This window comes from Streptomyces asiaticus (assembly GCF_018138715.1).
Taxonomy (GTDB): Bacteria; Actinomycetota; Actinomycetes; order Streptomycetales; family Streptomycetaceae; genus Streptomyces; species Streptomyces asiaticus.
The window spans coordinates 1,945,138-1,971,906 of sequence record NZ_JAGSHX010000006.1; the positions used below are offsets into that span (position 1 = coordinate 1,945,138).

Annotated in this window: 28 protein-coding genes; 19 read left to right on the forward strand and 9 right to left on the reverse strand. The window is 70.4% G+C overall.

Annotated elements, in window-relative coordinates:
* The first annotated feature begins 7 nt into the window (after nucleotides 1-7).
* On the forward strand, nucleotides 8-331 hold the full coding sequence (locus KHP12_RS15860; protein WP_086881390.1) for a cytochrome P450: 324 nt from the start codon (nucleotides 8-10) through the stop codon (nucleotides 329-331).
* A gap of 43 nt (nucleotides 332-374) precedes the next feature.
* On the opposite strand, the gene KHP12_RS15865 is transcribed toward KHP12_RS15860, so the two are convergent.
* From KHP12_RS15865 to KHP12_RS15875, 3 genes are all read right to left on the reverse strand, one after another.
* The gene (locus KHP12_RS15865; RefSeq protein ID WP_211833082.1) at nucleotides 375-1,769 is read right to left on the reverse strand and encodes a YihY/virulence factor BrkB family protein; all 1,395 of its coding nucleotides are present in this window, start codon (nucleotides 1,767-1,769) and stop codon (nucleotides 375-377) included.
* Nucleotides 1,770-1,953: 184 nt separating this feature from the next.
* Nucleotides 1,954-2,508 carry a hypothetical protein gene (locus KHP12_RS15870; RefSeq protein ID WP_107471734.1) on the reverse strand — a complete coding sequence of 185 codons (555 nt, stop codon included), beginning with the start codon at nucleotides 2,506-2,508 and terminating at the stop codon, nucleotides 1,954-1,956.
* A 193-nt stretch (nucleotides 2,509-2,701) separates the two neighbouring features.
* Complete coding sequence (locus KHP12_RS15875; protein ID WP_308016795.1) at nucleotides 2,702-3,916, reverse strand: helix-turn-helix domain-containing protein; 1,215 nt, start codon at nucleotides 3,914-3,916, stop codon at nucleotides 2,702-2,704.
* 73 nt (nucleotides 3,917-3,989) lie between these two features.
* On the opposite strand from KHP12_RS15875, the gene KHP12_RS15880 reads away from it, so the two are divergent.
* The 12 genes from KHP12_RS15880 (at nucleotide 3,990) to KHP12_RS15935 (ending at nucleotide 14,538) form a co-directional block, all read left to right on the forward strand.
* A complete protein-coding gene (locus KHP12_RS15880) occupies nucleotides 3,990-4,523 on the forward strand; it encodes a GNAT family N-acetyltransferase (protein ID WP_211833083.1) in 534 nt (177 codons plus the stop codon).
* Between the two features lie 92 nt (nucleotides 4,524-4,615).
* The gene (locus KHP12_RS53390) at nucleotides 4,616-4,699 is read left to right on the forward strand and encodes a putative leader peptide (RefSeq protein ID WP_309471194.1); all 84 of its coding nucleotides are present in this window, start codon (nucleotides 4,616-4,618) and stop codon (nucleotides 4,697-4,699) included.
* Nucleotides 4,700-4,917: 218 nt separating this feature from the next.
* Entirely contained in the window at nucleotides 4,918-6,612 is a 1,695-nt protein-coding gene (locus tag KHP12_RS15885) for a nitrite/sulfite reductase (protein WP_086881478.1), read from the forward strand.
* 31 nt (nucleotides 6,613-6,643) lie between these two features.
* The gene (locus tag KHP12_RS15890) at nucleotides 6,644-6,829 is read left to right on the forward strand and encodes a hypothetical protein (RefSeq protein WP_086881479.1); all 186 of its coding nucleotides are present in this window, start codon (nucleotides 6,644-6,646) and stop codon (nucleotides 6,827-6,829) included.
* Nucleotides 6,826-7,527 (forward strand): phosphoadenylyl-sulfate reductase, encoded by a 702-nt coding sequence (locus KHP12_RS15895; protein ID WP_044569155.1) that lies wholly within the window; start codon nucleotides 6,826-6,828, stop codon nucleotides 7,525-7,527. The genes KHP12_RS15890 and KHP12_RS15895 overlap by 4 nt, the downstream gene beginning before the upstream one ends.
* Nucleotides 7,509-8,099, forward strand: coding sequence for an adenylyl-sulfate kinase (cysC, locus tag KHP12_RS15900; protein ID WP_208652973.1), 591 nt, complete (start codon nucleotides 7,509-7,511; stop codon nucleotides 8,097-8,099). The genes KHP12_RS15895 and cysC overlap by 19 nt, the downstream gene beginning before the upstream one ends.
* Nucleotides 8,100-8,226: 127 nt before the next feature.
* Complete coding sequence (cysD, locus tag KHP12_RS15905) at nucleotides 8,227-9,165, forward strand: sulfate adenylyltransferase subunit CysD (protein WP_086881481.1); 939 nt, start codon at nucleotides 8,227-8,229, stop codon at nucleotides 9,163-9,165.
* 2 nt (nucleotides 9,166-9,167) lie between these two features.
* On the forward strand, nucleotides 9,168-10,535 hold the full coding sequence (locus KHP12_RS15910; RefSeq protein ID WP_210610052.1) for a sulfate adenylyltransferase subunit 1: 1,368 nt from the start codon (nucleotides 9,168-9,170) through the stop codon (nucleotides 10,533-10,535).
* A 204-nt stretch (nucleotides 10,536-10,739) separates the two neighbouring features.
* Nucleotides 10,740-11,897, forward strand: coding sequence for an ABC transporter substrate-binding protein (locus KHP12_RS15920; protein WP_308016796.1), 1,158 nt, complete (start codon nucleotides 10,740-10,742; stop codon nucleotides 11,895-11,897).
* Between the two features lie 68 nt (nucleotides 11,898-11,965).
* Entirely contained in the window at nucleotides 11,966-12,790 is an 825-nt protein-coding gene (locus tag KHP12_RS15925; protein ID WP_086886214.1) for an ABC transporter ATP-binding protein, read from the forward strand.
* On the forward strand, nucleotides 12,777-13,742 hold the full coding sequence (locus tag KHP12_RS15930) for an ABC transporter permease (protein ID WP_208653279.1): 966 nt from the start codon (nucleotides 12,777-12,779) through the stop codon (nucleotides 13,740-13,742). Before KHP12_RS15925 ends, KHP12_RS15930 begins: the two co-directional genes overlap by 14 nt.
* A 43-nt stretch (nucleotides 13,743-13,785) precedes the next feature.
* On the forward strand, nucleotides 13,786-14,538 hold the full coding sequence (locus tag KHP12_RS15935; protein ID WP_210610050.1) for a sirohydrochlorin chelatase: 753 nt from the start codon (nucleotides 13,786-13,788) through the stop codon (nucleotides 14,536-14,538).
* Nucleotides 14,539-14,572: 34 nt separating this feature from the next.
* Here KHP12_RS15935 and KHP12_RS15940 read toward each other — a convergent pair whose 3' ends face one another.
* Together KHP12_RS15940 and KHP12_RS15945 are read right to left on the reverse strand one after the other, a co-directional pair.
* Nucleotides 14,573-15,259, reverse strand: a complete 687-nt coding sequence (locus KHP12_RS15940) for an SDR family NAD(P)-dependent oxidoreductase (RefSeq protein WP_211833084.1) — start codon at nucleotides 15,257-15,259, stop codon at nucleotides 14,573-14,575.
* A gap of 65 nt (nucleotides 15,260-15,324) precedes the next feature.
* Nucleotides 15,325-16,281 carry a quinone oxidoreductase family protein gene (locus tag KHP12_RS15945; protein ID WP_086880206.1) on the reverse strand — a complete coding sequence of 319 codons (957 nt, stop codon included), beginning with the start codon at nucleotides 16,279-16,281 and terminating at the stop codon, nucleotides 15,325-15,327.
* A gap of 59 nt (nucleotides 16,282-16,340) precedes the next feature.
* Here KHP12_RS15945 and KHP12_RS15950 point away from each other — a divergent pair, with 59 nt between their 5' ends.
* Complete coding sequence (locus KHP12_RS15950) at nucleotides 16,341-16,916, forward strand: TetR/AcrR family transcriptional regulator (RefSeq protein ID WP_086880216.1); 576 nt, start codon at nucleotides 16,341-16,343, stop codon at nucleotides 16,914-16,916.
* 10 nt (nucleotides 16,917-16,926) lie between these two features.
* Here the strand turns inward: KHP12_RS15950 and KHP12_RS15955 are convergent, their stop codons facing one another.
* Complete coding sequence (locus tag KHP12_RS15955; RefSeq protein WP_086880207.1) at nucleotides 16,927-17,253, reverse strand: hypothetical protein; 327 nt, start codon at nucleotides 17,251-17,253, stop codon at nucleotides 16,927-16,929.
* A gap of 192 nt (nucleotides 17,254-17,445) precedes the next feature.
* On the opposite strand from KHP12_RS15955, the gene KHP12_RS15960 reads away from it, so the two are divergent.
* The 4 genes from KHP12_RS15960 to KHP12_RS15975 all read left to right on the forward strand — a co-directional run bounded on the left by KHP12_RS15960 (nucleotide 17,446) and on the right by KHP12_RS15975 (nucleotide 20,910).
* Entirely contained in the window at nucleotides 17,446-18,294 is an 849-nt protein-coding gene (locus tag KHP12_RS15960) for a helix-turn-helix domain-containing protein (protein WP_086880217.1), read from the forward strand.
* Nucleotides 18,295-18,305: 11 nt separating this feature from the next.
* Nucleotides 18,306-18,509, forward strand: coding sequence for a DUF397 domain-containing protein (locus KHP12_RS15965; RefSeq protein ID WP_086880208.1), 204 nt, complete (start codon nucleotides 18,306-18,308; stop codon nucleotides 18,507-18,509).
* A gap of 98 nt (nucleotides 18,510-18,607) precedes the next feature.
* Entirely contained in the window at nucleotides 18,608-20,161 is a 1,554-nt protein-coding gene (locus KHP12_RS15970) for a phosphodiester glycosidase family protein (protein ID WP_211833085.1), read from the forward strand.
* 161 nt (nucleotides 20,162-20,322) lie between these two features.
* Complete coding sequence (locus KHP12_RS15975) at nucleotides 20,323-20,910, forward strand: Uma2 family endonuclease (protein WP_244202574.1); 588 nt, start codon at nucleotides 20,323-20,325, stop codon at nucleotides 20,908-20,910.
* A 9-nt stretch (nucleotides 20,911-20,919) separates the two neighbouring features.
* On the opposite strand, the gene KHP12_RS15980 is transcribed toward KHP12_RS15975, so the two are convergent.
* A complete protein-coding gene (locus tag KHP12_RS15980) occupies nucleotides 20,920-21,243 on the reverse strand; it encodes a cupin domain-containing protein (protein WP_211833086.1) in 324 nt (107 codons plus the stop codon).
* Between the two features lie 128 nt (nucleotides 21,244-21,371).
* On the reverse strand, nucleotides 21,372-22,592 hold the full coding sequence (locus KHP12_RS15985) for a S8 family peptidase (protein WP_086880212.1): 1,221 nt from the start codon (nucleotides 22,590-22,592) through the stop codon (nucleotides 21,372-21,374).
* A gap of 382 nt (nucleotides 22,593-22,974) precedes the next feature.
* Here KHP12_RS15985 and KHP12_RS15990 point away from each other — a divergent pair, with 382 nt between their 5' ends.
* Nucleotides 22,975-25,299, forward strand: coding sequence for an MMPL family transporter (locus KHP12_RS15990; protein ID WP_086880213.1), 2,325 nt, complete (start codon nucleotides 22,975-22,977; stop codon nucleotides 25,297-25,299).
* A gap of 91 nt (nucleotides 25,300-25,390) precedes the next feature.
* Here KHP12_RS15990 and KHP12_RS15995 read toward each other — a convergent pair whose 3' ends face one another.
* A complete protein-coding gene (locus KHP12_RS15995; protein WP_086880214.1) occupies nucleotides 25,391-26,341 on the reverse strand; it encodes a right-handed parallel beta-helix repeat-containing protein in 951 nt (316 codons plus the stop codon).
* Nucleotides 26,342-26,769 lie beyond the last annotated feature (428 nt).

Genomic DNA, 26,769 nt, shown 5'->3' on the forward strand with positions numbered 1-26,769 from the left:
GGGCCACGTGGAGATCGCGGGCACCAAGATCCCCGCGGGCGAGCCGGTCCTGGTGCTGCTCGGCTCGGCCAACCGCGACCCGCGGCCCTTCGCCGACCCCGACCGCTTCGACATCCACCGGGACGCCCGGGGCCACCTGGGCTTCAGCCACGGCGTCCACCACTGTCCGGGGGCGCCGCCGGCCCGGCTGGAGGCCACGATCGCGCTGCGGGCGCTGCCGGAGCGGTGTCCTGGCCTGGCCCTGGACACCGGCCCGGACACCCTCGTCTGGCGCCCCAGCATGATGCGTGGCCTTCTGCGGCTGCCGGTGCGGTTCACCCCTGCGGGGTAGGGCGGGGTAGGGCGGGGTAGGGTGCGGCGCGGTCAGCGCGTGGTCAGCGCACCGGGTGGTCGTCGTCCGCCGCGGAGTCGTCCGCGCCGTCCGCCGCGGACCGTACCTCAGGACGCCGCGGCCCCTGCCGGGGCGTCCGGGGCTCCCCGGCCGCCTTCCCCGAGGGCTGAGCCGGACCCGAGGGCTGAGCCGGACCCGAGGGCTGATCGGCAGGCCGGCCGGCGGGTTCCCCGGCTGCCTTCCCGGCCTTCCCGGCCTTCCCGGCGGCCTTCTCCCCCGGCTTCTCGCCCGTCTTCTCTCCCGCCTCGCGCTTCGTGTGCAGCCGGGAGCGTATGTCGCCGTGCGGCAGGAACTGCGCCCAGCGCTCGGGGAACTCCGACGGCGGGGTGATCTCCGCCGCGCCGTCGTCCGCCGTGCGCTGCTCCTTCGCCCGCATCCGGGCCGCCTCCTCCCGGGCCCGGGCGGCGCGCTCCGCACGCCCGGCGGCCGTGGCCACCGAGGGCCAGACCCGGTCGATCGCGGCGTTGACCGCCGCCCCGACCAGCACCGCGAAGGCGGACACCCCGATCCACAGCAGCACCGCGACGGGTGCGGCCAGCGAGCCGTAGATCGTCGGGCCCTCGACCGTATGCACCAGGTAGATCCGCAGCAGGAAGCTGCCCAGCACCCATATCGCGAGGGCCACCAGCGCCCCGGGGATGTCCTCCGGCCACGGCGAGCGCACCGGTACGGACACGTGGTAGAGCGTGGTCAGGAAGGCGATGGAGAGCAGGATCACCACCGGCCAGTACAGGACCGGTACGAGATCCCCGCTGGATGGCAGCAGATCCACCACCGCCTCCGGCCCGATCACCATCAGCGGCAGCGCCACCGCCCCGATCACGAGTGCCACCAGGTAGAGCAGGAAGGACAGCAGACGGGTCCTGACGATCCCGCGCTTCCCCTCCAGCCCATACATGATCGTGATGGTGTCCACGAACACGTTCACCGCGCGGGAGCCGGACCACAGGGCGATGGCGAAGCCCAGCGAGATCACATCGGGACGGCCGCCCTTGATCACATCGTCCAGCAGCGGCCGGGCGATCTCCTTGACGCCCCGGTCGGACAGCACGGTCGCGGAGGCGTCGAGGATGTTCTGCCGGATGGTGGCCACCGTGTCGGTGCTGGTCCAGGCGTCGAAGTAGCCGAGCAGCCCGATCAGGGCGAGCAGCAGGGGCGGCAGCGACAGCAGGGTGAAGAAGGCCGCTTCGGCGGCGAGCCCGGTGACCCGGTACTCCATACAGGAATGGATGGTGTCCTTCAGCAGCAGCCAGGCCATCCTGCGCTTGGACACATTGCGGTACAGGGCGCGGGCCTTGCGGAGCCGGCCGGACGGCTTCGATGTTTCTTCTGCTGGCTGCACCTTCTCACCGTATCCGGCGCTTTCACCGCCGCTCATCCGGTGACCAGGCCGAATCGCCGCAAAAGGCCGCCGCACAGGCATTGGCGGAGGGGATGCCGCGCCGACTCGGCACCACCCTCCGCCCGCCGGGCCCACTGTCCATGCCGACTACAGCCATGCGCAAAGGTTGCGCCGCGTTGCAGCCGGCCGGACGGTCGGTGGGAGCGCTGGCGGCCGCGGGTCAGCAGCCTCCGCAGTTGTAGTAGGTCACGTCCCAGTGGTTGCTCTCGCGGGCGTAGATGTTGCCCGAGCCGGACTTGTACTGCTGGGCGCCGTCACCGGGGCGCGGGCCGATGTTGGTGAAGGTGCCGGTGATGTAGTTGCTGAGGCAGCTGGTGGGGCTGAAGTCCAGCTTGTAGCCGTTCCAGTGGCTGTACGTACCGGAGGCGTGCCCGGTCTCCGTACCGCCGGTGATGGTGAGCGCGCAGCCGGTGGCCCCCTTCAGGGTGATGGCACCCTGCACGGTGGTCAGGTTGATCTGCTCGAACGAGGTACAGGTGGGGTTGTTCCGGTCCGAGCAGCCCCCGCTGGAGGTCCAGGAGATCCCGGCGCCGCGCAGCCGGTTCGCCGCGTCGGAGTGGCTGAGCTTGGTCACCGCGGCGGCGGAGGGCGCGCCGGCGGCCACGGGGGCGCTGGGGGCGGCGGCCGCGCTCTGGGCGGTGGACACGCCGGTGGCGGCGAGGACCGCGCCGCCGAGCAGGGCGCCGAGTCTGATCCGGGTGCTGGTCACAGCCATGGTCGTCTTCGTCTCCTTCGTCTGCGGATCCGTGGACCGTCGAGGACGGCGGCAGCACGATCCCAGCCCTCCGTGCCGGGCGGGCGACTCATCGGGGAAATCGGGACAGCGGGATCGGAAACCGCCCCCGAGCTGCGGGGACGGCGGGGGCTGGGATGCCCGGTGGGATGCCGGGCGGCGCGGCATGCGGTGATCAGCTCTTCGACCCGGCGCGGTAGGCGCGGTCACAGGCCCTCCAGGCGCTGAAGTCATGGGTGCGCGCCCACAGCCGATGGGCCGCCCGGATGTTCCAGTCCGGATCCAGCGCCTGCTCCCGGGTGCCGCCCAGCTTGCGCAGCGTGCCGTCGTACAGCTGGAAGACGCCCCAGTTCCGGGTGGAGTTGGAGTTGGGCAGCGTAGAGAGGGGATCGAGGTACGAGGCGCAGTCCGCGATGCCGACCGCGCGCTCGGGGTCCTCGGTGAAGACCTCGCGGATGCGCCGGGTGACCCGGTCCGGTGTCCAGGTGTCGAGCGGCTTGCCCTCGTTCTCGTACAGCGCGCGTTTGGTCCGCTCGTCCACCGATCCGTCGGGCGTCAGCCCGCTGCGGAGCTGGAACACCACGACACGCATCTGGGTGACCGGTCCGAAGGCCCCGTCGACGTCGAGCCTGCCGCCCGCGCGGGCGAGCAGCGACTGGAGCTCGTGCACACACGCGTCCGACTGCCCCATGCTCACCACGACCGGACAGCGGGAGGACAGCAGCAGCCGACCGTCCGAGGACCCACCCGACCCGTCCGACGACGTCAGCGCCTTCCCCAACAGCGCGGCCGCCACCCCGGCGGCGGCGAACACGGCCAGGGCGAGTACGGCGAGCAGCGGCCGACGACGCGGCGGCGCCGCAGCGGACACGGCCTCCGAGGCCGGCGCCGGGGCCGAGGCCGGCGCCGGGGCCGGGGCAGCGGCAGGGCGCATGGGCTCCGGCTCGGGTTCGGGCTCGGGTTTCGGCTCCGAGGCCGCACCGGGCCCCGGTTCCGCCCGCGTCTCGGCATCCGGCCCACCCGCCGTCTCAACCTGTGAGACATCAACCCGTGAGACGCCCTCCGTGACGGCCCCGGCAGCCCCGGACCGACCCGCCGACACCGCGGCCGGCACCCGCGAAACGGCCCGCTTGCGCTCCGCATCCGCCAGCACCCACCGCCGATGCAGCTCCAGCAGTTCCTCGCCGCCGGCCCCGCACGCCCTGCCGAACCGCGCGAGCACCTCGTAGTCGCCGGGCACGCTCGCCCCCGAGCAGTAGCGGTGCAGCGCCGACGCGCTCACCCCGCTGCGCGCCGCCAGCGCCGCGTAGCTGCGGTTCGTCCTCCCCTTGAGCTCGCGCAACAGCTCCGCGAACTCCTCCATATCCCCGTTGACCCCGTTCCCGGACACCCCGACCCCGCCCTCCCCGCTTGAGCGATACCCGTCAAGGCGAGTCAACGGCGTCCATGGTTATCTGTCCAGCATGACCACCACCGTGACCACCTGGCACCTGGAGCAGACGGCTCCGTCCGATCTCAGCCCGGCGCAGGAGCCGCCCGCCGCGGCCGGGGTGCGAATCGCCCGGGCCGAGGTGCCGAGCCCCGAGTTCAGCCACTTCCTCTACACGGCAGTGGGCTCGGATGTGGCGTGGACCGACCGGCTGGTGTGGTCGCGGGAGGCGTGGGAGGAGTATCTGCACCGGCCCGGTGTGGAGACCTGGGTGGCGTACGAGCGCGGGACCCCGGCCGGGTACATCGAGCTGGAGGGCCAGGACGAGGGCGTGGTGGAGATCGTGTACTTCGGTCTGCTGCCCGCCTTCCGCGGCCGCCGCATCGGCGGGCATCTGCTGACCTGGGGCACCTCTCGCGCCTGGGACATGGCCGACCGCCGGCCGGACCGGGTGCCGACCAAGCGGGTGTGGGTGCACACCTGTAGCAAGGACGGGCCGTACGCGCTGGACAACTACCGCCGCCGGGGGTTCCGGGTGTTCGACGTCAAGACGTCGGACGAGGAGTGACCAACACCACAACGTCTTGCATTTCGAGACAGATTCGTCCGCATAGTGGATTAAGGTGGACTCGTCAGAGACCACCATGCGACGCTTCCCTCATGTCTCGAGCTGGAATTGCCTTGGTGAGTCGACGCCACGTCGACCTCGGCCGCATGTCCAGCGCCATCTGTCCGGCGGGCTGACCCGCACCTCGACAGGGCCGTCACGAAGGCCCCGGGCAGCACCACCACATCTTCCGCACGCCCCCGACGACGTGGGCGAGCGCGCACGCCTCGAACTCCCCGCCGCATGTCGCACCGGTCACCCCCGTACACCCTGCCCGCCTGCGCATGCGCAGGTCAGACGGTGCGCGCACGTACTACCCGCCGTACCTGAGCCGCTCAGAAGGACATACACCGCCATGGCTGCCACCCCGGAACGCGCAAGCGCTACGCCCCGCCGCAAGGCCGGACGCCACCGCGGCGAAGGCCAGTGGGCCGCGGGGCACTTCACCCCCCTCAACGGCAACGAGCAGACCAAGAAGGACGATGACGGTCTCAATGTGCGGACACGCATTGAGACGATCTACGCCCACCGCGGCTTCGACTCCATCGACGGCGCCGATCTGCGCGGCCGGATGCGCTGGTGGGGTCTGTACACCCAGCGCAAGCCCGGGATCGACGGCGGCAAGACCGCGATCCTGGAGCCGGAGGAGCTGGACGACGAGTACTTCATGATGCGGGTGCGGGTGGACGGCGGCCGGCTGACCACCGAGCAGCTGCGGGTCGTCGGCGAGATCTCGGAGGAGTTCGCGCGCGGCACCGCGGACATCACCGACCGGCAGAACATCCAGTACCACTGGATCCGGGTGGAGGACGTGCCCGAGATCTGGAAGCGGCTGGAGGCCGTCGGGCTGTCCACCACCGAGGCGTGCGGTGACACCCCGCGTGTGATCATCGGCTCGCCGGTGGCGGGGATCGCCGAGGACGAGATCATCGACGGCACCTCCGCCATCGAGGAGATCCACCGGCGCTACATCGGCAGCAAGGAGTTCTCCAACCTGCCGCGGAAGTTCAAGACCGCGGTCTCCGGCTCGCCGGTGCTCGACGTGGTGCACGAGATCAACGACGTCGCGTTCGTCGGCGTCCGCCACCCCGAGCACGGCCCCGGCTTCGACCTGTGGGTCGGCGGCGGTCTTTCCACCAACCCCAAGATCGGCGTCCGGCTCGGCGCCTGGGTCCCGCTGGAGGAGGTCCCGGAGGTCTGGGCCGGGGTCGTCGCCATCTTCCGCGACTACGGCTACCGGCGGCTGCGCACCCGCGCCCGGCTCAAGTTCCTGGTCGCCGACTGGGGCCCGGAAAAGTTCCGCCAGGTGCTGGAGGACGAGTACCTGAAGCGCCCGCTGTCCGACGGCCCGGCGCCCGAGCAGCCCGTCCAGCAGTGGCGTGACCACATCGGCGTCCACCGCCAGCAGGACGGCCGCTACTACGTGGGTTTCGCACCGCGCGTCGGCCGGGTCGACGGGGCCACCCTCACCAAGATCGCCGACCTGGCCGAGGCCCATGGCTCCGGGCGGCTGACCACCACCGTCGAGCAGAAGATGATCGTGCTCGATGTGACCGAGGACCAGGTGGATTCGCTGGTCGCCGGGCTGGAGGCGCTGGACCTCCAGGTCAAGCCGTCGCCGTTCCGGCGCGGCACGATGGCCTGCACCGGTATCGAGTTCTGCAAGCTGGCGATCGTCGAGACCAAGGCGCGCGGCTCCTGGCTCATCGATGAGCTGGAGCGCCGGCTTCCCGAGTTCAACGAGCCGATCACCATCAACCTCAACGGCTGCCCGAACGCCTGCGCCCGTATCCAGGTGGCGGACATCGGTCTCAAGGGCCAGCTGGTCATGGACGCAGGCGGCCAGCAGGTCGAGGGCTACCAGGTGCACCTGGGCGGCGCCCTGGGCCTGGAGCCGGGCTTCGGCCGCAAGGTGCGCGGGCTGAAGGTCACCGCCGCCGAGCTCCCCGACTATGTGGAGCGGCTGCTGCGCCGCTTCCAGGAGGAGCGCGAGGACGGCGAGCGCTTCGCCACCTGGGCCGCGCGGGCCGAGGAGGAGGCCCTCACATGAGTGAGCGCTTCGGGATCGAGCGGAGGGCAAAGTGACTGAGCGTGCCGCGCCGTTCTACTGCCCTTACTGCGGGGACGAGGATCTGCGTCCCTCGGAGGAGGGCCATGGCGCGTGGGAATGCGCGTCCTGCAACCGCGCGTTCCGCCTGTCGTTCCTCGGGCTGCTGGCCAAGGGCCTGCGGCGCGATCCGGTCGATGAAGGGGGCACGGCGAAATGACGACACGGCTTGAGGACACCGATCTCGAAGGGCTCGCCGAGAAGGCGGGCCACGAGCTCGAGGACGCCCCGGCGCTGGACATCCTGCGCTGGGCGGCGGACACCTTCGGCTCGCGTTTCTGCGTCACCTCCTCGATGGAGGACGCGGTGGTGGCGCACCTCGCCTCCCGCGCCTTCCCCGGTGTCGACGTGGTCTTCCTCGACACCGGCTATCACTTCCCCGAGACCATCGGCACCCGTGACGCGGTGGCGGCCGTGATGGACGTCAATGTCATCACCCTGACCCCGCGCCAGACGGTGGCCGAGCAGGACGCCGAGTACGGCCCCCGGCTGCACGACCGCAACCCCGATCTGTGCTGCGCCCTGCGGAAGGTGCAGCCGCTCGAGGAGGGGTTGCGGGAGTATGACGCCTGGGCCACGGGCCTGCGTCGGGACGAGTCGCCAACGCGCGCCAATACCCCGGTCGTTGGCTGGGACGCCCGGCGCCGTAAGGTGAAGATCTCCCCGATCGCCCGCTGGACGCAAGCGGATGTCGAGGCCTATGTCGCCGAGCACGGCGTGCTGACCAACCCCCTGCTGATGGACGGCTATCCGTCGATAGGCTGCGCGCCCTGCACCCGTCGGGTTCTGGAGGGCGAGGACAACCGGTCCGGCCGCTGGGCGGGTAGCAACAAGACCGAATGCGGGCTGCACGGCTGATGGCTGTCGACCAGGAGAACGAGATGAGCGCCCCCACGACCACCGGTGCCACGGTGTGGCTGACCGGTCTGCCGAGTGCGGGAAAGACCACGATCGCCCATGCGCTGGCCGAGCGGCTGCGCGGCGAGGGCCGCCGGGTGGAGGTGCTCGACGGGGACGAGATCCGCGAGTTCCTCTCCTCGGGTCTTGGCTTCTCCCGCGAGGACCGGCACACCAACGTCCAGCGGATCGGCTTCGTGGCCGAGCTGCTGGCCTCCCACGGGGTCACGGTGCTGGTGCCGGTCATCGCGCCGTACGAAGACAGCCGCGAGGCGGTGCGCAAGCGCCACCAGCGCGAGGGCACCCCGTATCTGGAGATCCACGTGGCCACGCCCGTCGAGGTGTGCTCCGAGCGGGACGTCAAGGGGCTGTACGCGAAGCAGGCGGCGGGCGAGCTTTCGGGGCTGACCGGTGTGGACGACCCCTACGAGGCCCCTGCCGACCCGGATCTGCGCATCGAAACCCACAGGAACAGCGTGCGGGAGTCGGCGGCCGAGGTGCGGTTGCTGTTGAGTGAAAGGGGACTGCTGTGAGCCACCCACGCGCGGCCACCGCGTCACGGGCGATGGCGCTCCCCGCACCGGGGCGCCGTACCCACAGCGAATCGGCCGATATGACGGGAAGCTACTACCGCAGCCGAGCGAACGAAAGGGGCGCGGCATGACGACCGTGACGGCGATCAACGCGGACGAGGGCGCGGGCCTGTACGCGCTCGCGCACCTGGACGCGTTGGAGTCCGAGGCGGTGCACATCTTCCGCGAGGTGGCGGGCGAGTTCGAGCGGCCGGTGATCCTGTTCTCCGGCGGCAAGGACTCCATCGTCATGCTGCATCTCGCGCTCAAGGCCTTCGCCCCGGCGGCGGTTCCGTTCTCGCTGCTCCACGTGGACACCGGGCACAACTTCCCCGAGGTCATCGCCTATCGGGACGCCACCGTCGCCCGGTACGGGCTGCGGCTGCACGTGGCCTCGGTCCAGGAGTTCATCGACGACGGCCGGCTGCGCGAGCGCCCGGACGGCACCCGCAATCCGCTCCAGACCGTGCCACTGCTGGACGCCATCGAGAAGAACCGCTTCGACGCGGTCTTCGGCGGTGGCCGCCGCGACGAGGAGAAGGCCCGCGCCAAGGAGCGGGTGTTCTCCCTCCGGGACGAGTTCGGCGGCTGGGACCCGCGGCGGCAGCGCCCCGAGCTGTGGCAGCTCTACAACGGCCGCCACTCCCCCGGTGAGCACGTCCGGGTCTTCCCGCTGTCCAACTGGACCGAGCTGGACGTGTGGCAGTACATCGCCCGGGAGAAGATCGACCTGCCGCAGATCTACTACGCGCATGAGCGCGAGGTCTTCCGGCGCGGCGGCATGTGGCTGGCGCCCGGTGAGTGGGGCGGACCGAAGGACGGCGAGACCGTGGAGCGGCGCATGGTGCGCTACCGCACCGTGGGCGACATGTCCTGCACCGGTGCCGTGGAGTCGGAGGCGGTGGCCATCGAGCAGGTCATCGATGAGATAGCCGCCTCCCGGCTGACCGAGCGGGGTGCGACCCGCGCCGACGACAAGCTGTCGGAGGCCGCGATGGAGGACCGCAAGCGCGAGGGGTACTTCTAACGATGACGAGCAATCTGACGTCCGAGGAGCAGGCCGCGGCGGCCGCCGTGGAGCGGTCCGCGGCCACCTCGCAGCTGCGGTTCGCCACCGCGGGCTCGGTGGACGACGGCAAGTCCACGCTGGTCGGACGGCTGCTGCACGACTCCAAGTCGGTGCTGGCCGATCAGCTGGAGGCCGTGGAGCACGCCTCGCGCAGCCGTGGCCAGGAGGCGCCGGACCTGGCGCTGCTGACGGACGGGCTGCGGGCGGAGCGGGAGCAGGGCATCACCATCGATGTCGCCTACCGCTACTTCGCGACGCCCAAGCGGCGGTTCATCCTCGCCGACACCCCCGGCCATGTGCAGTACACCCGCAACATGGTCACCGGCGCCTCCACCGCCGAGCTCGCGGTCGTCCTGGTGGACGCGCGCAACGGCGTGGTGGAGCAGACCCGGCGGCATGCCGCGGTCGCCGCCCTGCTGCGGGTCCCGCATGTGGTCCTCGCCGTCAACAAGATGGACCTGGTGGACTACGCGGAGCCGGTCTTCGCGGCCATCGCCGAGGAGTTCACCACCTACGCGGCCTCGCTGGGCGTCCCCGAGATCACCGCCATCCCGATCTCGGCGCTGGCCGGGGACAATGTGGTGACCGCGTCGGCGAACATGGACTGGTACGGCGGCCCGACCGTGCTGGAGCACCTGGAGACCGTGCCGGTGGGCACCGACCCGTCCCAGGACCCGGCGCGTTTCCCGGTGCAGTACGTGATCCGTCCGCAGACCGCCGAGCACCCCGACTACCGCGGCTACGCGGGCCAGATCGCCTCCGGTGTGCTGCGCGTCGGCGACGCCGTCACCGTGCTGCCGTCCGGCCGGACGTCCGCCATCACCGGGATCGACGCGCTGGGCACGATGGTGGACGTGGCGTGGGCCCCGCAGTCGGTGACCCTCACCCTCGCCGACGACCTGGACATCTCGCGCGGGGATCTGCTCGCGCCGAGCGACCACGCGCCCGAGACCACCAGGGACGTCGAGGCCACCGTCTGCCATCTGCACGACCGTCCGCTGCGCGTGGGCGACCGGGTGCTGCTCAAGCACACCACCCGCACGGTGAAGGCGATCATCAAGGACATCCCGTCCCGGCTGACGCTGGCCGATCTGTCGCACCACCCGGCGCCGGGTGAGCTGGCCGCCAATGAGATCGGCCGGGTCGTGCTGCGCACCTCCGAGCCGCTGGCGCTGGACGCGTACGACGCCTCGCGCCGCACCGGCTCCTTCCTGCTGATCGACCCGGCCGACGGCACCACGCTCACCGCCGGAATGGCGGGCGACTCCTTCGCGGCACCGGCCAAGGGCGCCGAGGCCGCGCGGGACGACGAGGGATGGGACTTCTGACGATGGCCGGTGAGGTGTTCTCGACATTCGCCAAGGAGGGCGGCCGCGTGGGCAGCGGGGCGCTCGGCAGCGGGCAGGGCGGGGTCGGACGATGTGTGCGCTGATGCCGCAGTCCGCTCCCGTCCACCAGCACCGCCGCCGAAAGCCGTCTGAACTGCCGGGCGTCCTCTGACGCCGCCCCGGCCCGTCGAGAGGAACACCCCCGTGTCGTCTGCCGTCCGCCTCATAGCTCCGCGACCAGCCGAGCACCCCCACCGCCGCACCCGGATCCTGGCGGCGGCGGCCGTCCTCCCCCTGCTGATGGGCGCGCTGGGCGCCTGCGGCTACGGCTCGCAGAAGAAGAACGACGACACCGGATCCTCAGCGGTCCCCGCGGCCGGCGGTGCGAAGGTCGACGGTCTGGACAAGGTGAAGGTCGGCTACTTCGCCAACCTCACCCACGCCACCGCGCTGGTGGGGCTGCGCAAGGGCGGCCCGATCCAGCAGGAGCTCAAGGGCACGAAGGTCGCGCCGTACGTCTTCAATGCCGGTCCTTCGGAGATCGAGGCGCTCAACGCGGGCTCCATCGACATGGGCTGGATCGGCCCGTCGCCGTCCATCAACGGCTATGTGAAGTCCCACGGCTCCAACCTCAAGATCATCTCGGGGTCGGTCTCCGGCGGCGTCAAGCTGGTGGTCAACCCCAAGAAGATCAAGACGCTGAACGATGTCAAGGGCAAGAAGATCGCCACCCCGCAGCTGGGCAACACCCAGGACGTGGCGTTCCTCAACTGGGTCAAGAGCAAGGGCTGGAAGGTCGACGCCCAGAGCGGCAAGGGCGATGTGTCGGTGGTCCGCAGCGACAACAAGGTGACGCCCGACGCGTACAAGTCCGGTGCCGTCGACGGCGCGTGGGTGCCCGAGCCGACCGCGTCCAAGCTGGTCGCCGACGGCGGCAAGGTGCTGCTGGACGAGTCCTCGCTGTGGCCGGACAAGAAGTTCGTGATCACCAACCTGATCGTGAAGCAGTCGTTCCTCGAGGAGCACCCGAAGGTCGTCGAGGCCGTGCTGCGCGGCTCGGTGAAGACCAACGCCTTCATCAAGGCCAACCCCGAGCAGGCGAAGAACGCGGCCAACGCGGCGCTCAAGGAGGAGACCGGCAAGCCGCTGCCCGCCGAGGTGATCGACCCGGCGTGGAAGTCCATCCAGGTCACCGACGACCCCCTGGCCTCGACGCTGAACACCGAGGCCGACCACGCGGTCCAGGCGGGGCTTCTGGAGAAGCCCGATCTCAAGGGGATCTACGACCTGGGCCCGCTGAACAAGGTCCTGAAGGCCGAGGGCAAGCCGACGGTCTCCGCCGCGGGCCTCGGCAGCCAGTAGCCGCCCGTCCGTCCCGTACGCACCGTACTCATGTACACGCATGTACGCATTCATCAGGAGGTGACCGGATGTCCCCGGCACTGACCACCGAGAAGGACGACCGGGCGAGCACCGCGACGGCGGGCTCCCCCGGCCCCGCCGACGCCACCGGATCCGTCTCGATCGCCCATGTCCACAAGTCCTTCGGCCGTCCCGGGGCGGCCCAGCCCGTGCTCGAGGACATCAACCTCCAGGTGCGGCCCGGGGAGTTCGTCTGCATCCTGGGCGCGTCCGGCTGCGGTAAGTCGACCCTGCTCAATCTGATCGCCGACCTGGACAAGCCGACCTCGGGGGCCATCGAGGTCCCCGGCGGCCGCCCGGCCCTGATGTTCCAGGAGCACGCCCTGTTCCCGTGGCTGACCGCGGGGAAGAACATCGAGCTGGCGCTGCGACTGCGCGGGGTGCCCCGCGCCGACCGCAGGCCGCGGGCCGAGCGGCTGCTGGAGCTGGTGCGGCTCAGCGGCGCCCACGGCAAGCGGGTGCACGAGCTCTCCGGCGGGATGCGGCAGCGCGTGGCGCTGGCCCGCGCGCTGGCGCAGGACTCCAGGGTGCTGCTGATGGACGAGCCGTTCGCCGCGCTCGACGCCATCACCCGCGATGTGCTGCACGAGGAGCTGACCCGGATCTGGAGCGAGACCGGTGTCTCGGTGCTGTTCGTGACCCACAACGTCCGCGAGGCCGTACGGCTGGCCGAGCGCGTGGTGCTGCTGTCCTCCCGGCCGGGCCGGATCGTCCGCGAGTGGTCGGTGGACATTCCGCAGCCGCGCCGCATCGAGGACGCGGCCGTCGCCGACCTGTCCGTTGAGATCACCGAAGAACTGCGTGGGGAGATCCGCCGCCATGGCCAGCAGTAAGACCACCCGCGGCACCGCGGTCGAGGAAGCCGACGGCGGGAAGCAGCCCATAGAGAAGTCGGTGGAGAAGTCCACGGGCAAGGCCGGTCCCGGGCAGGACCTGGCGGGCCTGGAGGCCGGTCTGGACGCCCTGGACGCGGTGCAGACCAAGCGCGTCTCACCGGCCGAGGTGCTGGTCCAGAAGGTGCTGCCGCCCATCGTGGCCGTCGCCTTCGTGCTGGCCCTGTGGAAGGTGCTCGTCGTCGCGAAGGTCACCCCCGACTACAAGCTCCCCGACCCGGGGCTGGTCTGGGACTCGCTGCGCCAGCTGTGGCTCCAGGGCGAGCTGCTCGACATCATCTGGACCAGCGTCTCGCGCGGTCTGTTCGGCTTCCTCATCGCGCTGGCGATCGCGACCCCGCTCGGTCTGGTCGTCGCCCGGGTGACGTTCATCCGCGCCGGGCTCGGCCCGATCCTGTCCGGGCTTCAGTCGCTGCCGTCGGTCGCCTGGGTGCCGCCCGCGGTGATCTGGCTGGGCCTGAACGACCAGATGATGTACACCGTCATCCTGCTGGGCGCGGTCCCCTCCATCGCCAACGGGCTGGTGGCCGGCATCGACCAGGTGCCCCCGCTGTTCCTCCGCGCCGGACGCACCCTCGGCGCCCGCGGCCTGGTCAGCGCCCGGCACATCCTGCTGCCCGCCGCGCTGCCGGGTTACGTCGCCGGGCTCAAGCAGGGCTGGGCCTTCTCCTGGCGCTCGTTGATGGCCGCGGAGATCATCGCCAAGTCCCCGGACCTGGGCCTGGGGCTTGGCCAGTACCTGGAGAACCAGCGCAACAACTCCGATATGGCGGGGGTGCTCCTCGGCATCCTCCTGATCCTCGTCGTCGGCATCGCCATCGAGCTGCTGATCTTCGCCCCGATCGAGCGCCGGGTGCTGCGCAGCCGCGGCCTGCTGGCGAGCGCGCGCTGAAACGAAAAACGGAATTCATCGAGAGCCACGGAAAGCCATCACCATGTCTGCCCCGACCCTGCTGATCATCGCCCACGGCAGCCGCGACCCCCGCCATGCGGCGACCGTCGACGCGCTGCGCGCGCGGGTGCGGTCGCTGCGGCCGGGGCTGCGGGTGGAGGCGGCGTTCCTGGAGTTCAACGCGCCGCGCGTACCGCAGGTGCTGGCCCGGCTCGCCGCGGCGGACGCCACCGAGGTGATCGCCCTCCCGCTGCTGCTGACCCGCGCCTTCCACGCGAAGACCGACATCCCGGCGGTGCTGCGCGAGGCCACGGCCCGCCACCCCCGCCTCTCCGTCCGCCAGGCCGAGGTCCTGGGCCCGTCCCCGCTGCTGGTGGACGCCCTGGAACGCCGCCTGTACGAGGCGGGGCTGCGCCCCGCCGACCGCTCCTCGACCGGGGTCGTCCTGGCCTCGGCGGGGTCCACCGACCCGGAGGCGATCGCGGTGATCGCTGAAATCGCGCGGGAGTGGCGGCACACCGGATGGTGCGCCGTGCGACCCGCGTTCGCCTCCGCCTCTCTTCCCCGCACCGAGGACGCCGTCCGCGCGCTGCGCGCGGAGGGCGTCCCCCGGGTGGCCGTGGCCCCCTACGTCATCGCCCCCGGCCGCCTCCCCGACCGCATCGCGAGCGGCGCCGAAGCCGCGGGCGCCGACCTCCTGGCCCCCGTCCTGGGCCCCGCCCCGGAACTGGCCCGCCTCCTGCTGACCCGCTACGACGAGGCCCGCACGGCGTCCCCGGCCCTGCTCACGGCCTGAGAGGCCGTGCGGGGCAGCCGCGAGCCCAGACGGCCTACCAGGGCACTTCTCCGTTTTCATCCTGGAAGGTTCCGGTCGGGCCGTCCGCGTCGAGAGTCGCCAACCGCACGACGACCCTGGCACTCTCCTCCGGCGCCCTTCCGATTCCGAATGCCGCGGTCAGGTCGGTCGCGGTGGTGCCGGGCTCAACCGCGTTGAACTTGATGCCCGGCTGGGACTTGGCGTACTGAACCGTAAGCATCGTGGCCGCGGACTTGGAGGCGGAGTAGAGCGCCAACGGCAAGGTGAACTCCGGCCGGTCCGGATTGGTCACCGCCCAGAACGACCCGGCGCTGCTCGAGACGGTGACCACGGTCGGGTTCGAGGATGTGCGCAGCAGCGGAAGCGCCGCCTCCGTGACGCGCACGATGCCCACCGCGTTGGTGTCGAACGCCCGGAGAGCCGTGGGACCGTCGATGACGCCGTCCCCCAGGATGCCCGCGTTGTTCACCAGGACGTCGAGTCGGCCCTCGGCCGAGTCGATCGTCGCCAGTGCCTTGCTCACCGACGCGTCGTCGGTCACGTCGAGCCGCACGAATCGTGCGCCAAGCGCCGCCGCCGCCTTCTCGCCACGCTCGACATCACGCGCGCCGATGTAGACAACGTGGCCCAGCGCCAGAAGCTGTTTGGCCGTCTCGAAGCCGATGCCCTTGTTGGCCCCGGTGATCAGCGTAATGGTCATGCGTATCCTCTCGAATGTGGCCCGAGTGGGCCGTTAGCGGTGTTCGGACACCACGCGGCCACCGGTCACGGGAGCAGCAGCAGTTTCCCGGTGGTCGTACGCGACTCGATGTCCGCGTGGGCCCGTGCCGCCTCCGCCAGCGGGTACCGACCACCGATCCGGACGACCAGCTCGCCACTCTTGACGAGCTCGAACAACTCGGCCGCGCGCGCCGCGAGTTCCTCGGGGGTGCGGACATGGTCCTCGGTCACGGCGTAGGTGAGGCGGGTGCTGCGGGGGATGTCGTTCATCGCGATGGTCGGCACGTCCCCGATCAGCGGCCCGTAGAACACCAGCGTGCCGTGCGTGCGCAGTACCTGTAGCGATGCGGCGAACGTGGTCGCGCCCGCACCGTCGAAGACCACATGCACACCCTCGCCGCCGGTCAGCTCGCGCACCGGCTCGACGAACGCGTCACCGGAGGAGACCAGGACGTGGTCGGCGCCCGCGTCGGCGGCGAACTTGACCTTCTCCGGTCGCGACACCAGGCCGATCACGGTGCCGCCACGGGCCTTGATGATCTGGGTGAGCATCATCCCGACCCCGCCGGCGGCCGCGTGCACGAGCGCGACGTCCCCCGGTCGCACCGGGTGGGACACGGTGGCGAAGTGGTGCGCGGACAGGCCCTGCACGAGCAAGGCCGCGGCCGTCTCGTCGTCGACGGCGTCGGGCACCGGGACGACACCGCTCGCCGGGAGCACGATCTGCTCGGCGTAGCTGCCGAGGTTGTCGACCGTCAACCACGCGACACGGTCACCCGGGGCGAACCCGTGCACACCCTCGCCCGTCTCCGCCACCACGCCTGCGCCCTCCGCGCCCGGCACCTCGGCCATGGCCTGCCTGCGGATGGCGGTGTCGAAGAAGTTCACACCCGCCACGCGGACGTCCACCAGGACTTCTCCCGGCCCCGGGCGGGGTGCCGGCCGCTCCCGCAGCCGCAGCACCTCCGGTCCCCCTGCTTCGTTGATGACTATCGCTCTCATGCGGCCGAAGGTAGGTTCCAAAAAATGTACCCACAAGTACACTTTGGCCGGTGACGACCATGAGGAAAGGCGCCGCGACCCGCCTGCGCATCGTCGAAGCCGCCGCGGCCGAGATCCGGGAACGCGGCACGAACGCCACCACGCTCGACGACGTGGGCCGACGCAGCGGCACCGGCAAGGGGCAGATGTTCTATTACTTCCCGGGAGGCCGGGAAGAGCTTCTTCTCGCGGTCGCCGAACTCGAAGCCGAGCGAGTCTTCGAGGACCAGCAGCCGTACCTGAACGAACTCACCTCGCGCGCGGCCTGGGAGGCGTGGCGCGACCTCATCGTCGAGCGCTACCGCGACCAGGGGCTGTACTGCCCGCTCGGGGTGCTGATCGCCGACGTGGGCCGGTACAGCCCGGCCGCGCAGGCCGTGTCGGCACAACTGGTGCGGCGGTGGCAGGAGTGCGTCCGAGCGGGCATCGAGGCCACCCAAGCGGCCGGTGAGGCCAACGCGGCACTCGACGCCGATCGCACGGCCGCGGCGGTGATCGCCACCATCCAGGGCGGCGTCACCGTCCTGCTCTCCACCGGCTCCGCGGAACATCTGGAGGCCGGGCTGAACCTCTGCCTCGACCACCTGCTGTCGTAGCCCAGGGCGCTCAAGCGGCCTCGGCGTGGTCGAAAGTGGCGCCGCCCGAGCGGCTGAGCCACACCAGCCTTGCCGTCACGCCGTCCTCGCCACCGCCGCGCGTGAACCATCGAAGCGCCCGTTCCGGCGAGTTGAGGACCATCTGGCCGGTTCCGTCGGCCGTGATCACGTGGACGGGACCCTCAGGGAAGGCCACTCCCCACGCCGCGACACACCCGTCTTTCAGCCCGGGCCGCACCTCGCACTCCTCGACGACGGCGAAGATTCTGGGCGCGACGGCGAGGACGAGGTCGCAGAGTTCCTTGTCGAAGTGTTCTGGGGAGTCCGGTGTCTGCATGTGGGCCTCCGAGGGAGCAGGCATGAAAGGGCAGATACGCTTCCGGCCGACCGGCCACCACTACGTGATGGGCGCGTCACTCACGGTAGAGCATAAGGTTATGCTGACACAACCTTATGCTCGCAGCTACGAGGCGTTGGACCTGCGTCGTCGCGCACGGCAGACTGCCGAACAGCCTGAGGAGAAGAGAGCATGCCGAGGAGTCAGCCCACAGCACGACAGCGCCGACTGGGTACTGAGCTGCGCAAGATGCGCGATGCGGCCGGTGTGACCGCCCGCCGGGCGGCCGAGCTGATCGGTACGAACCCCATCCAGATGAGTCAGGTCGAAGCGGGCAAGGCCGGTATCAGCGAGGCGCGACTGCGCTATATGGCCTCTCAGTACGCGTGCTTCGACACCGCGCTGATCGACGCACTGGTTGCCATGGCCGGTGAGCGCGGCAGGGGGTGGTGGGAGGAGTACCGGGGCCTCCTCGCGCATGGCGCATTGGACCTTGCCGAGTTGGAACACCACGCAACCCACATGCGCATGCTTCAAGCCTCCTACGTTCCGGGACTCCTACAGACCGAGGCGTACATCCGGGCGCTCATGGCCTACGCCGTTCCTCCGCTGCCGCCACAGCATCTCGACACGCTGGTCTCCTTCCGCGTACGGCGGCGGGAGGTGTTGTCCCAGGACCCGGCGATCGCGTTCTCGGCGTTGATTCACGAAAGCGTCCTGCGCACACGCGTAGCCGACCGGAAGGTCGCACGCGAGCAGCTCGCCTTCGTCCTGGAACAGTCGGAGCGCCCGAACGTCACCGTCAGGGTGATCCCTTTTGATGTGGACGGCTTCGGCGGAGCCGGAAACTCCATGCTCTACGTCGGCGGGCCCGTTCCCAAGCTCGATACCGCGCAGATCGATGCCATGCACGGCTCGTTCTGGATGGACGCGGAGTCAGAGCTCACGAGATACCGCGCGCTACTGGACAAGGCCGAGGCTTCTTCCCTCGCGGTAGGGGCGTCTCGGGATTTCATCCACCGCATCGCGCAAGAAATATGAGAGAGGCAACCATGTCGAGCCCGGCCAAGTGGCGCAAGTCTTCGTTCTCCGGAAACGGGGAGGACAACCATTGCGTCGAACTCCTCCCCGTCGACGGCGGGATACGGATTCGGGAAAGCGACATCCCCGCCGACATCCTCACCACCACCCCGGGCCGACTCAGAACCTTCATACGCGCCGTCAAGGCGGGGGCGCTGGACCACCTCGGGCGGTAGCCACGAAGGGCGCCTTCCCCCGGCCGTTCACCGTACGTTCCGCGGACCGCCCTCCCTGTGTGTCGGCCCGGCCCCCGGCCGGCGCTGGACTGCCGGTCATGCGCAACGAAGAGAGCACCGTCCGTCGGAACCTGGGCACCCGGATGGGGGCCGCGCTGGGGGCCGCCGTCGTCTTGGCGGCCATCCAGCCCCCGGCACAGGCGGCGCCGGATCCCGGGTCCTGGACGACGCGGACGGTGGCCCCGGGGGTGCGGGTGCGGGCCGGGGTCCTTCGGGACGCGGACGCCGAGCCGAGCTGGACGGTCACCGTGCAGGGGCCCGGCTCCGCGCCGCTGGGCGACCGGTCCTGGGCGGACGCCACGGCGGGGCGGCTGCGCGACGCGGGGTTCGAGCCCCGGGTCGAGCGGGTGGCGTGGCCCGCCTACGCGGACACCCCGCGCGGCACCATGGGGTGGCGGGTGCGGGTGGGCTCGTACGGCACCTCCGGTGAGGCGCAGGACGCACGCGAGAAGGTCACCGCGGCCGGGTTCACGGCGGTGGCGGAGTGGACCGGCTACGACGGGCAGCGGCCCGCCGACCGGGAGAGCGCGCATGTGGCGGTGATCGACCCGGCCCGGTTCACCGGCACCGTGACGGCCACGCACGACCTCAGCGTGGCGGATCGCGAGACGACCTCTGCGGTCGCCGCGAAGCGCCACTCCCTGGTCGCCGTCAACGGTGGCTTCTTCGTCACCTCCGATGCCGACGGCGTCCAGGGCACGATGGCCGGAATCGCCGCGTACGACGGCGAGTTGGAGTCGATGGCCGCCGGTTCGCGGGCCGCGCTGATCCTCGCGGACGGCGGTCGGCACGCCCGGATCGCCGATCTGACCAGCACCGTCACGGCGCGGGCGGGATCGGCCACGTACGCGGTGCAGGGCATCAACCGGGTGCCCGGCAAGGTGCGCAACTGTGGCCGCCCCGGGGCCACTCCGACCGAACTGCCCCGGCAGGACCTGACCTGCTCCGAGCCCGACGACCTGGTGAAGTTCACCCCGAGGTTCCGCGCCGCGCTGCCCACCGGGCCCGGCACCCAGGTGGTGCTCGACGCCGACGGCCGGGTGGTCTCCACCGGCCCGCGCGGCGGCACGGTCCCGGCCGGGGGCTCCGTGCTCCAGGGCATCGGCGCCGCGTCCGGGTGGCTGACGGCCCACGCCCGGCAGGGCGAGCGGATCGCGCTGGAGGAGGTCGTCCGGGACACCGCCGGCCGCCGGGTCCGGCTCGACTCGGACGACAGCATCGTCAGCGCCGCCCCCACCCTGGTGAAGGACGGCCGCATCGCCATCGACGCCGCCACCGAGGGCACCCTCGACCCGAAGAACCTCTCCTTCGGCTACGCCTGGTCGAACGTCCGGCAGCCCCGCACGATGGCCGGGCTCGACGCGAAGGGACGGCTGATCCTGGCCACGGTGGACGGTCGGCAGCCCGGCGTGAGCGAGGGCTTCACCCTGGAGGAGGGCGCCCGCTTCATGCACTCCCTGGGCGCCGTCCAGGCCCTCAACCTGGACGGCGGCGGCTCCACCGCCATGGCCGTGAACGGCAGGCTCGCCAACGTCACCTCCGACGCGACGGGCGAACGCGCGGTGGGCGACACGGTCCAGGTACTGCCGTAGCGGGACGCGCTCGTCATCGCTGAGTGTTCGCCTCACTCCTGTGGGTGATATTCACCCGTTCTGCCCGCCACCTCACGGCTCGGGCTGGAAGCGTCGGCAGTCGTCAGAGCTGCGTGCCATGCTGGAGCCAAGGAACACACAAGGAGGCGGTGGTGGCGATCATGAGCGTCGCTGAGACGCGAGTCGACGATCACGAAGGCCCCTGGACGGTCGAGGACGTCCTTGCACTCCCGGAGCATCCGGCACGCGCCCGCTTCGAACTCGTGGACGGTGTCCTCATGATGTCCCCTGCTCCCGACTGGGACCACCAGACCGTGTCTTCCGAATTGCACAGTCAGATCAAGGCCGCTCTGGCCCGGTCCGGCGCACGGTTCCGCTCCGGCGAGGCGGTCAACGTAACGGGAGAGTCCAGACTGTTCATCCCCGACATCGCCGTCGTCGACCGCGCCGCCGTTCCACGCGGCACACTGGCCGCGCCCCTCGACGCGGCCCTGCTTCTGGGTGAAATCGTGTCGCCGTTCAACCGAGCCGCCGGCCGCATCCTCAAGCCGGCGCTCTACGCTCAAGCGAAGGTGCCCGCCTATTGGCGGGTCGAGATGGAACCAGATCTGTGCGTGGTGGTGCACGAGCTGGACGGAGGCACCTACCGCGAGGCTGCCACCATCACGGGCAAGGCATCCGTCGACGTCGCCGGAGAGTTCACCGTTGACCTGGATCTCGACGTCGTGCGTCGCGAGCTGGAGGGCTGACGCCCGGCCCTAGCCCTCCGGATAGAAGACGAAGAGGGTGCAGCCCGTGGTGGTCTGGGGGATGTGGGAGGAGCCTGCGGGGGCGTGGATGAAGGTGCCGGCGGGGTAGTCGTGGGCGCCGTCGTTGAAGGTGCCGGAGACCACGAAGGCCTCCTCGGGGCCCGGTTCATGGACGTCCAGGCCCTCCCATGAGGTGCCGGGGTCCATCTCCAGGACGTGCGCCTTCGCGCCGTTGTCACCGGTCCACAGGGGGCGCAGGCGGATGCCGGGGAAGAGCTCCTTCACCGGGGCGTTCTCGACCGCCGCGGCCACATATCCGTCCGTGAGGTTCATGCCGTCCAACGTGGCACGGGCGGGCGTGAGCGCCCAAGGGCGCGGCCGGTTGGTCTCGCCACCCGGCTGCGCCCCTGGGACCGATCACTTCGCCCGTCGAATCGCCCGTCGGATCGCCCGTTGGGGCCTTACTCGACGACCTTCAGCAGCTTGTTCGGCGTGCCGTCGCCCGGGTTGGAGATCTTGTCGGCGGTCGCGCCGTCCGTCAGCCCCTTCGCCACGTCGGCCGGCTTGGCGTCCTGGTGGCCGCTGAGGTAGACGGCGGCGGCGCCCACCACGTGCGGGGTGGCCATCGAGGTGCCGGAGATGGTGTTGGTGGCGTCGTCGCCGGTGTTCCAGTCGGAGGTGATGTCCGAGCCGGGGGCGTAGATGTCGACCACGTCGCCGTAGTTGGAGAAGTCGGACTGCTCGTCCTTGTCGGTGCTGGAGGCGACCGTGATCGCGTCCTTCACCCGGGCGGGAGAGCTCTGGCCGGCGTCGGCGGACTCGTTGCCCGCCGCCACGCCGAAGGTGACACCGGAGTCGATGGCCTTCTGCACGGCCGCGTCGAGGGCCTCGTCGGGGGTGCCGCCCAGGCTCATGTTGGCGACCGACGGGCCCTCGTGGTGCTCGGTGACCCAGTCGATGCCCGCGACGACCTGCTCGGTGGTGCCGGAGCCCTGGTCGTCCAGCACGCGCACCGCGACGACCTTGGCCTTCTTGGCGACGCCGTGCTCGGCACCGGCGATGGTGCCGGCCACATGGGTGCCGTGGCCGTTGCCGTCGTCGGCGCTGTCGTCGTTGTCGACCGCGTCGAAGCCGGAGGTGGCGCGGCCCTCGAAGTCCTTGTGGCTGGTGCGGACGCCGGTGTCGATGACGTACGCGGTGACACCCTCACCCGCGCTGTCGGGGTAGGTGTACTTCTTGTCGCCCTGGGTGTCTTCCTGGTCGATCCGGTCCAGGCCCCACGACGGCGGGTTCTCCTGGGTGCCCTTGATGGTGTAGCGGTGGTTCTGGACCACCTTGGCGACCGACGGGTCGGCGGCCAGCCGCTTGGCCTCGGTGTCGGAGAGCCCGTTGGCCGAGAAGCCGTTGATGGCGGAGTCGTAGCTGCGGCGCAGCTTGCCACCGTACTGCTCGGCGAGGTCCTTGCCCTCCGAGGCGGCCTTGATGCTCTTGCCGCCCTTGAGCATGACGATGTAGCTGCCGTCCACGGCGTTCTTCGCCTGGGTGCCGTAGACGGTGCCCTCGGCGGGCTGGGCGGTGGTGGCGCCGGCCGGAACGGCCACGAAGACACCGGCGGTGACGGCGGTCGCGGCGGCTATGGCCAGACCGAGTCGACGCGCGTTGCGCTGCTTGTGAACTGCCATGACGAGGGTTCCTCCTCGTGCGGTTGTGGGGGGAATCCGCACCACGGATCGCGTCCGATCCCTCAAGTGCGGCAGATCCGGAGTGTGTTGGGGCCACTCCGGTTCTGACAAAACCCTGACTGATGAGTACGGGTCAATTCAAGATCCCCACCGATGTGTGACATAGGCAACGTTCTGCGCACGGGGCTCACTTCGACCACGACATCAACGCCTTTTGCGTGTAAGGGGCCCGCATCAGGGAGGGTAGGGCTGTCCCCCCTTCTTCGGTTGGAGGGAACCACCGGACGGTTCACCGGTCAGCAGGATGGGTCGGCCGGACGCCACGGCCTAGCGTCGTCAACGAGTGGCGGGACAGTCCGCCACCAGGGCATAAGGGGATGTCGTGGCGGACACAGGCCGCTTGGAGAGGCCGCGCGGGATAGCGGCACGCGCGGGCAGTTGGAGCGCCCGTCACCGGTGGGCGGCAGTCGGGGGCTGGGTGCTGCTGGTCATCCTCGCCCTGGCCGTCGGCTCGATGACGGGCCGGGTCGATGTGACGGAGAGCGAGCAGGTTCCCGGCGAGTCCGGGCGCGTCTCGAAGATTCTCGACGAGGCGGGCATCGACGACGCGGCCGGGGAAACCGTGCTGATCCAGGCGAAGGGCGGCGAGGCGAAGGGCGGCCAGACGGGGGGCGGTCAGGCGAAGGGCGGCGGGCTCACCGCGGACGACCCGGCCTTCCGCAAGGCGGTCGACGCGGTGATGGCCGGCGTACGCGACACCGGCCAGGTGACCGCCCTCCGCTCCCCGTACGACACGAAGACCATCTCCGCCGACCGGCGCTCCGCGCTGATGCAGTTCGAGATGCGCGGCGACGCGGAGAAGGCGGCCGACCACATCCAGCCGGTCCTGGACGCGGTGGACAAGGCCAGGGACGGCCACCAGGACCTGCGGATCGAGGAGTTCGGCGACGCCAGCGGCCAGAAGGCGTTCGACGACGCGTTCGGCGACGACTTCACCCAGGCCGAGTACTCCGCGCTGCCGGTGGCGCTCGGCATCCTGCTGATCGTCTTCGGCGCGCTGGTGGCCGCGCTGCTGCCGGTGCTGCTCGCGATGACCGCGTTCCTGGCCACCACCGGTCTGGTGGCGATGGTCAGCCACTGGGTGCACATGAGCGACACCGCCAACTCCGTGATGCTGCTGGTGGGCCTCGCCGTCGGCGTCGACTACTGCCTGTTCTACCTGCGCCGGGAGCGTGAGGAGCGCGCCGCGGGACGGGACGCGCAGACCGCGCTGCGGGTGGCGGCGGCCACCTCCGGCCGCGCCATCCTGGTCTCCGGCGTCACGGTGATCGTGGCGATGGCGGGCATGCTCTTCACCGGCATCGCGGAGTTCAAGGCGATGGGGCTCGCCACGCTGATGGTGGTGGCGGTGGCGATGGTCGGCTCGGTGACGGTGCTGCCCGCGCTGCTCTCGCTGCTCGGTGAGCGGGTGGAGAAGGGCCGGGTGCCGTTCCTGGGCCGCGCCAAGCGGCGCGGCGGCGCCGAGAGCCGGATCTGGCGCGCCGTCCTCCGCCCGGTGCTGCGCCGCCCCAAGCTGTCGCTGGCCCTGGCCGGTGGCGCGCTGATCGCGCTGGCCGTCCCCGCTGTGGGGATGAACACCGCGAACCTCACCATGGACCAGGAGTTCGGCGACCGGCTGCCGGTCGTGAACGCGTACAACCACATCGACGAGGCGTTCCCGGGCGGCTCCGACCCGGCCAGGGTCGTGGTGAAGGCGGACGACATCGACGCGGCGCCGGTGCGCGACGCCCTCGCCCGCTTCCGTACCGAGGCCGTGGCGAAGGGCGCCTCCAAGGGCCCGGTCGAGGTGACCGTCCACCACAAGCAGAACCTGGCCGTGGTGGAGGTGCCGCTGATCGGCGGCTCGGACGAGGGCAAGGCCGAGAAGAGCCTGGACGTGCTACGGAACGAGGTGCGCCCGGCGACCCTCGGAACGGTGGACGGCGTGGACGCCCCCATCGGCGGCTCGACCGCCTCCTCCAAGGACTTCAACGACAAGCTCGGCTCGGCCGTCACCCCGGTCTTCGCCTTCGTGGTGGTCTTCGCCTTCCTGCTGATGCTGATGTCCTTCCGGTCGCTCACCATCGCCGTGACCTCCATCGTGCTCAACCTGCTGTCGGTGGGCGCCGCGTACGGCATCCTCACCGCGGTCTTCCAGCACGGCTGGGGCGCGGGGCTGGTCGGCGCGGAGGGCGTGGGCGCGATCGTGTCCTGGCTGCCGCTGTTCCTCTTCGTGATCCTGTTCGGGCTGAGCATGGACTACCACGTCTTCGTGGTCTCCCGGATCCGCGAGGCGCGCCTGGCCGGGCGCACCACCAAGGACGCGGTGGTGCACGGCGTGGTGACGACGGCGGGTGTGGTCACCAGCGCCGCCGTCATCATGGTCGCGGTCTTCTCCATCTTCGGAACGCTGTCGATGCAGTCCATGAAGCAGATGGGCGTGGGCCTCGCGGCCGCGGTCCTCATCGACGCCACCGTCATCCGCGGGGTGCTGCTCCCGGCCGTGATGTCGCTGCTGGGCGAGCGCAACTGGTACCTGCCGAAGTGGCTGGGGTGGCTCCCGGACCTCGCCCACGACGAGCCCGCCCCGGCCCAGCGGCCCACCGTCCTGGTGGGTGCATCCCCGAGGCCGGAAGCGGACGAACGGCCCCGGCACGCGAGGGTGTGACGACCACATCCCGCACATCCTGACCATCCTCAACCGGTCACCCGGCCTTCGGGCCGGGTGACCGGTTGCCTTCCGCGAAATCGCCCCGGTGTCAGGCCCTTGTGTTCCCGGTCACCGTGGGGATCGCGGCGGGGCAAGAGGTCATGCCTTCGTCTGCGCCACTCGTGACGATGATGCCGGGTTTCGTCTCGTCGGACATGGTGCTGTAGGTGTTGTTCGTGACCGTGTTCCGGGCGCCGCAGTGGAAGCTCCCGTCCTTGGCGTGCACCCAGTACGAGACCATGGCGTTCGTTCCTGACCGGCGGAACTGGTTGTGGTCGATGAGGTTGTCGCTGCTGCTGCGCCGCAGGCGCACCGGGTCACCGGTGATGCCCTGGAAGGTGCTGTTCTTCACGGTGTTGTGGTGGCTTTGGTCGGCGATGTAGACGCCGTGCATGCAGCCAGGGCATTCGTTGGCGACGTTCTTCAGGTAGAGGAAGGAGACGTTGTCCACGATGTTGTACGACGAGCCTGCGTTCATGTGGATCCCGGCGTATCCGTCTCCGGTGCCGGCGTAGGCGTTGCCGATGAAACTGAACTGAGTTCCGGTGAAGGTGTTCCGGTCGTTCTTCAACAGCACGCCGCCGGCCCGGTAGTACTGGATGATCAGCCGCTTCATGTGGATGCGCGGCCCGTCGGCTGCGACCTTGAGGAAGTAGTCGAGGTGTCTTGCCCCGTTAGTCCCCTTGATCACCGGCGCGGTGCTGCCGCCCACCCGCGTGAAGGTGATCGACTTCTGCTTGTACGCCTTGCCCAGCGAGAAGCTCGCCCCGGGCCGGTAGGTGCCCCCGAAGATCCGCACCGTGGTCAGGTTCGTGTTGTTCCTGACGCGCTTCAACGCCTCCCCGATGGTGCGTACCGGCCGGCTCTTCGTGCCGGAGGCCGCATTGCTTCCTGTGGTGCTCACGTAGACGCTGGTGGGCGCCGCGCTGGCGGGGGTGGCGGTGACGAGGCTTGCCGTGCTGACGGCGGCCACGAGGCCGGCGACCGCGAACTTCCGCATGCTGTCTGCTCCTTCGCGTGGATCAATAGGGGGCTACGGGACATAACCGCCCGGGACGGGCGGGCCGATCCTGCGGGCGGCGGCCCCGCCCGGCAAGGAGAACGGCGGAATCCCCATCCGCCCCACAGGCTGAAGGGCGGAATGCGGACACGGCAGATGTACGCCTCTGCCCCGTTCTGAGTGTTCGGTATTCCGGATGCTCGCGATGCGGCCTGCTCACCCGATGCGACACGGCACATGAGCACCACGGGAAGAGTGGCCGGAAGATTCCGTGCTGTTTGAGATGGACCGGCGTATTCCTCGCGAAGGAAAGGCGACCGTTCTCTCCGTACACGACAAGCGCCACAGCGGAAGTGACCCCCAGTAGGCCACCAGCGGGCTGGGCCAGCTCGTGGCCGGCCGGTCGCACCCGGTGGGCCGGCAGCGGC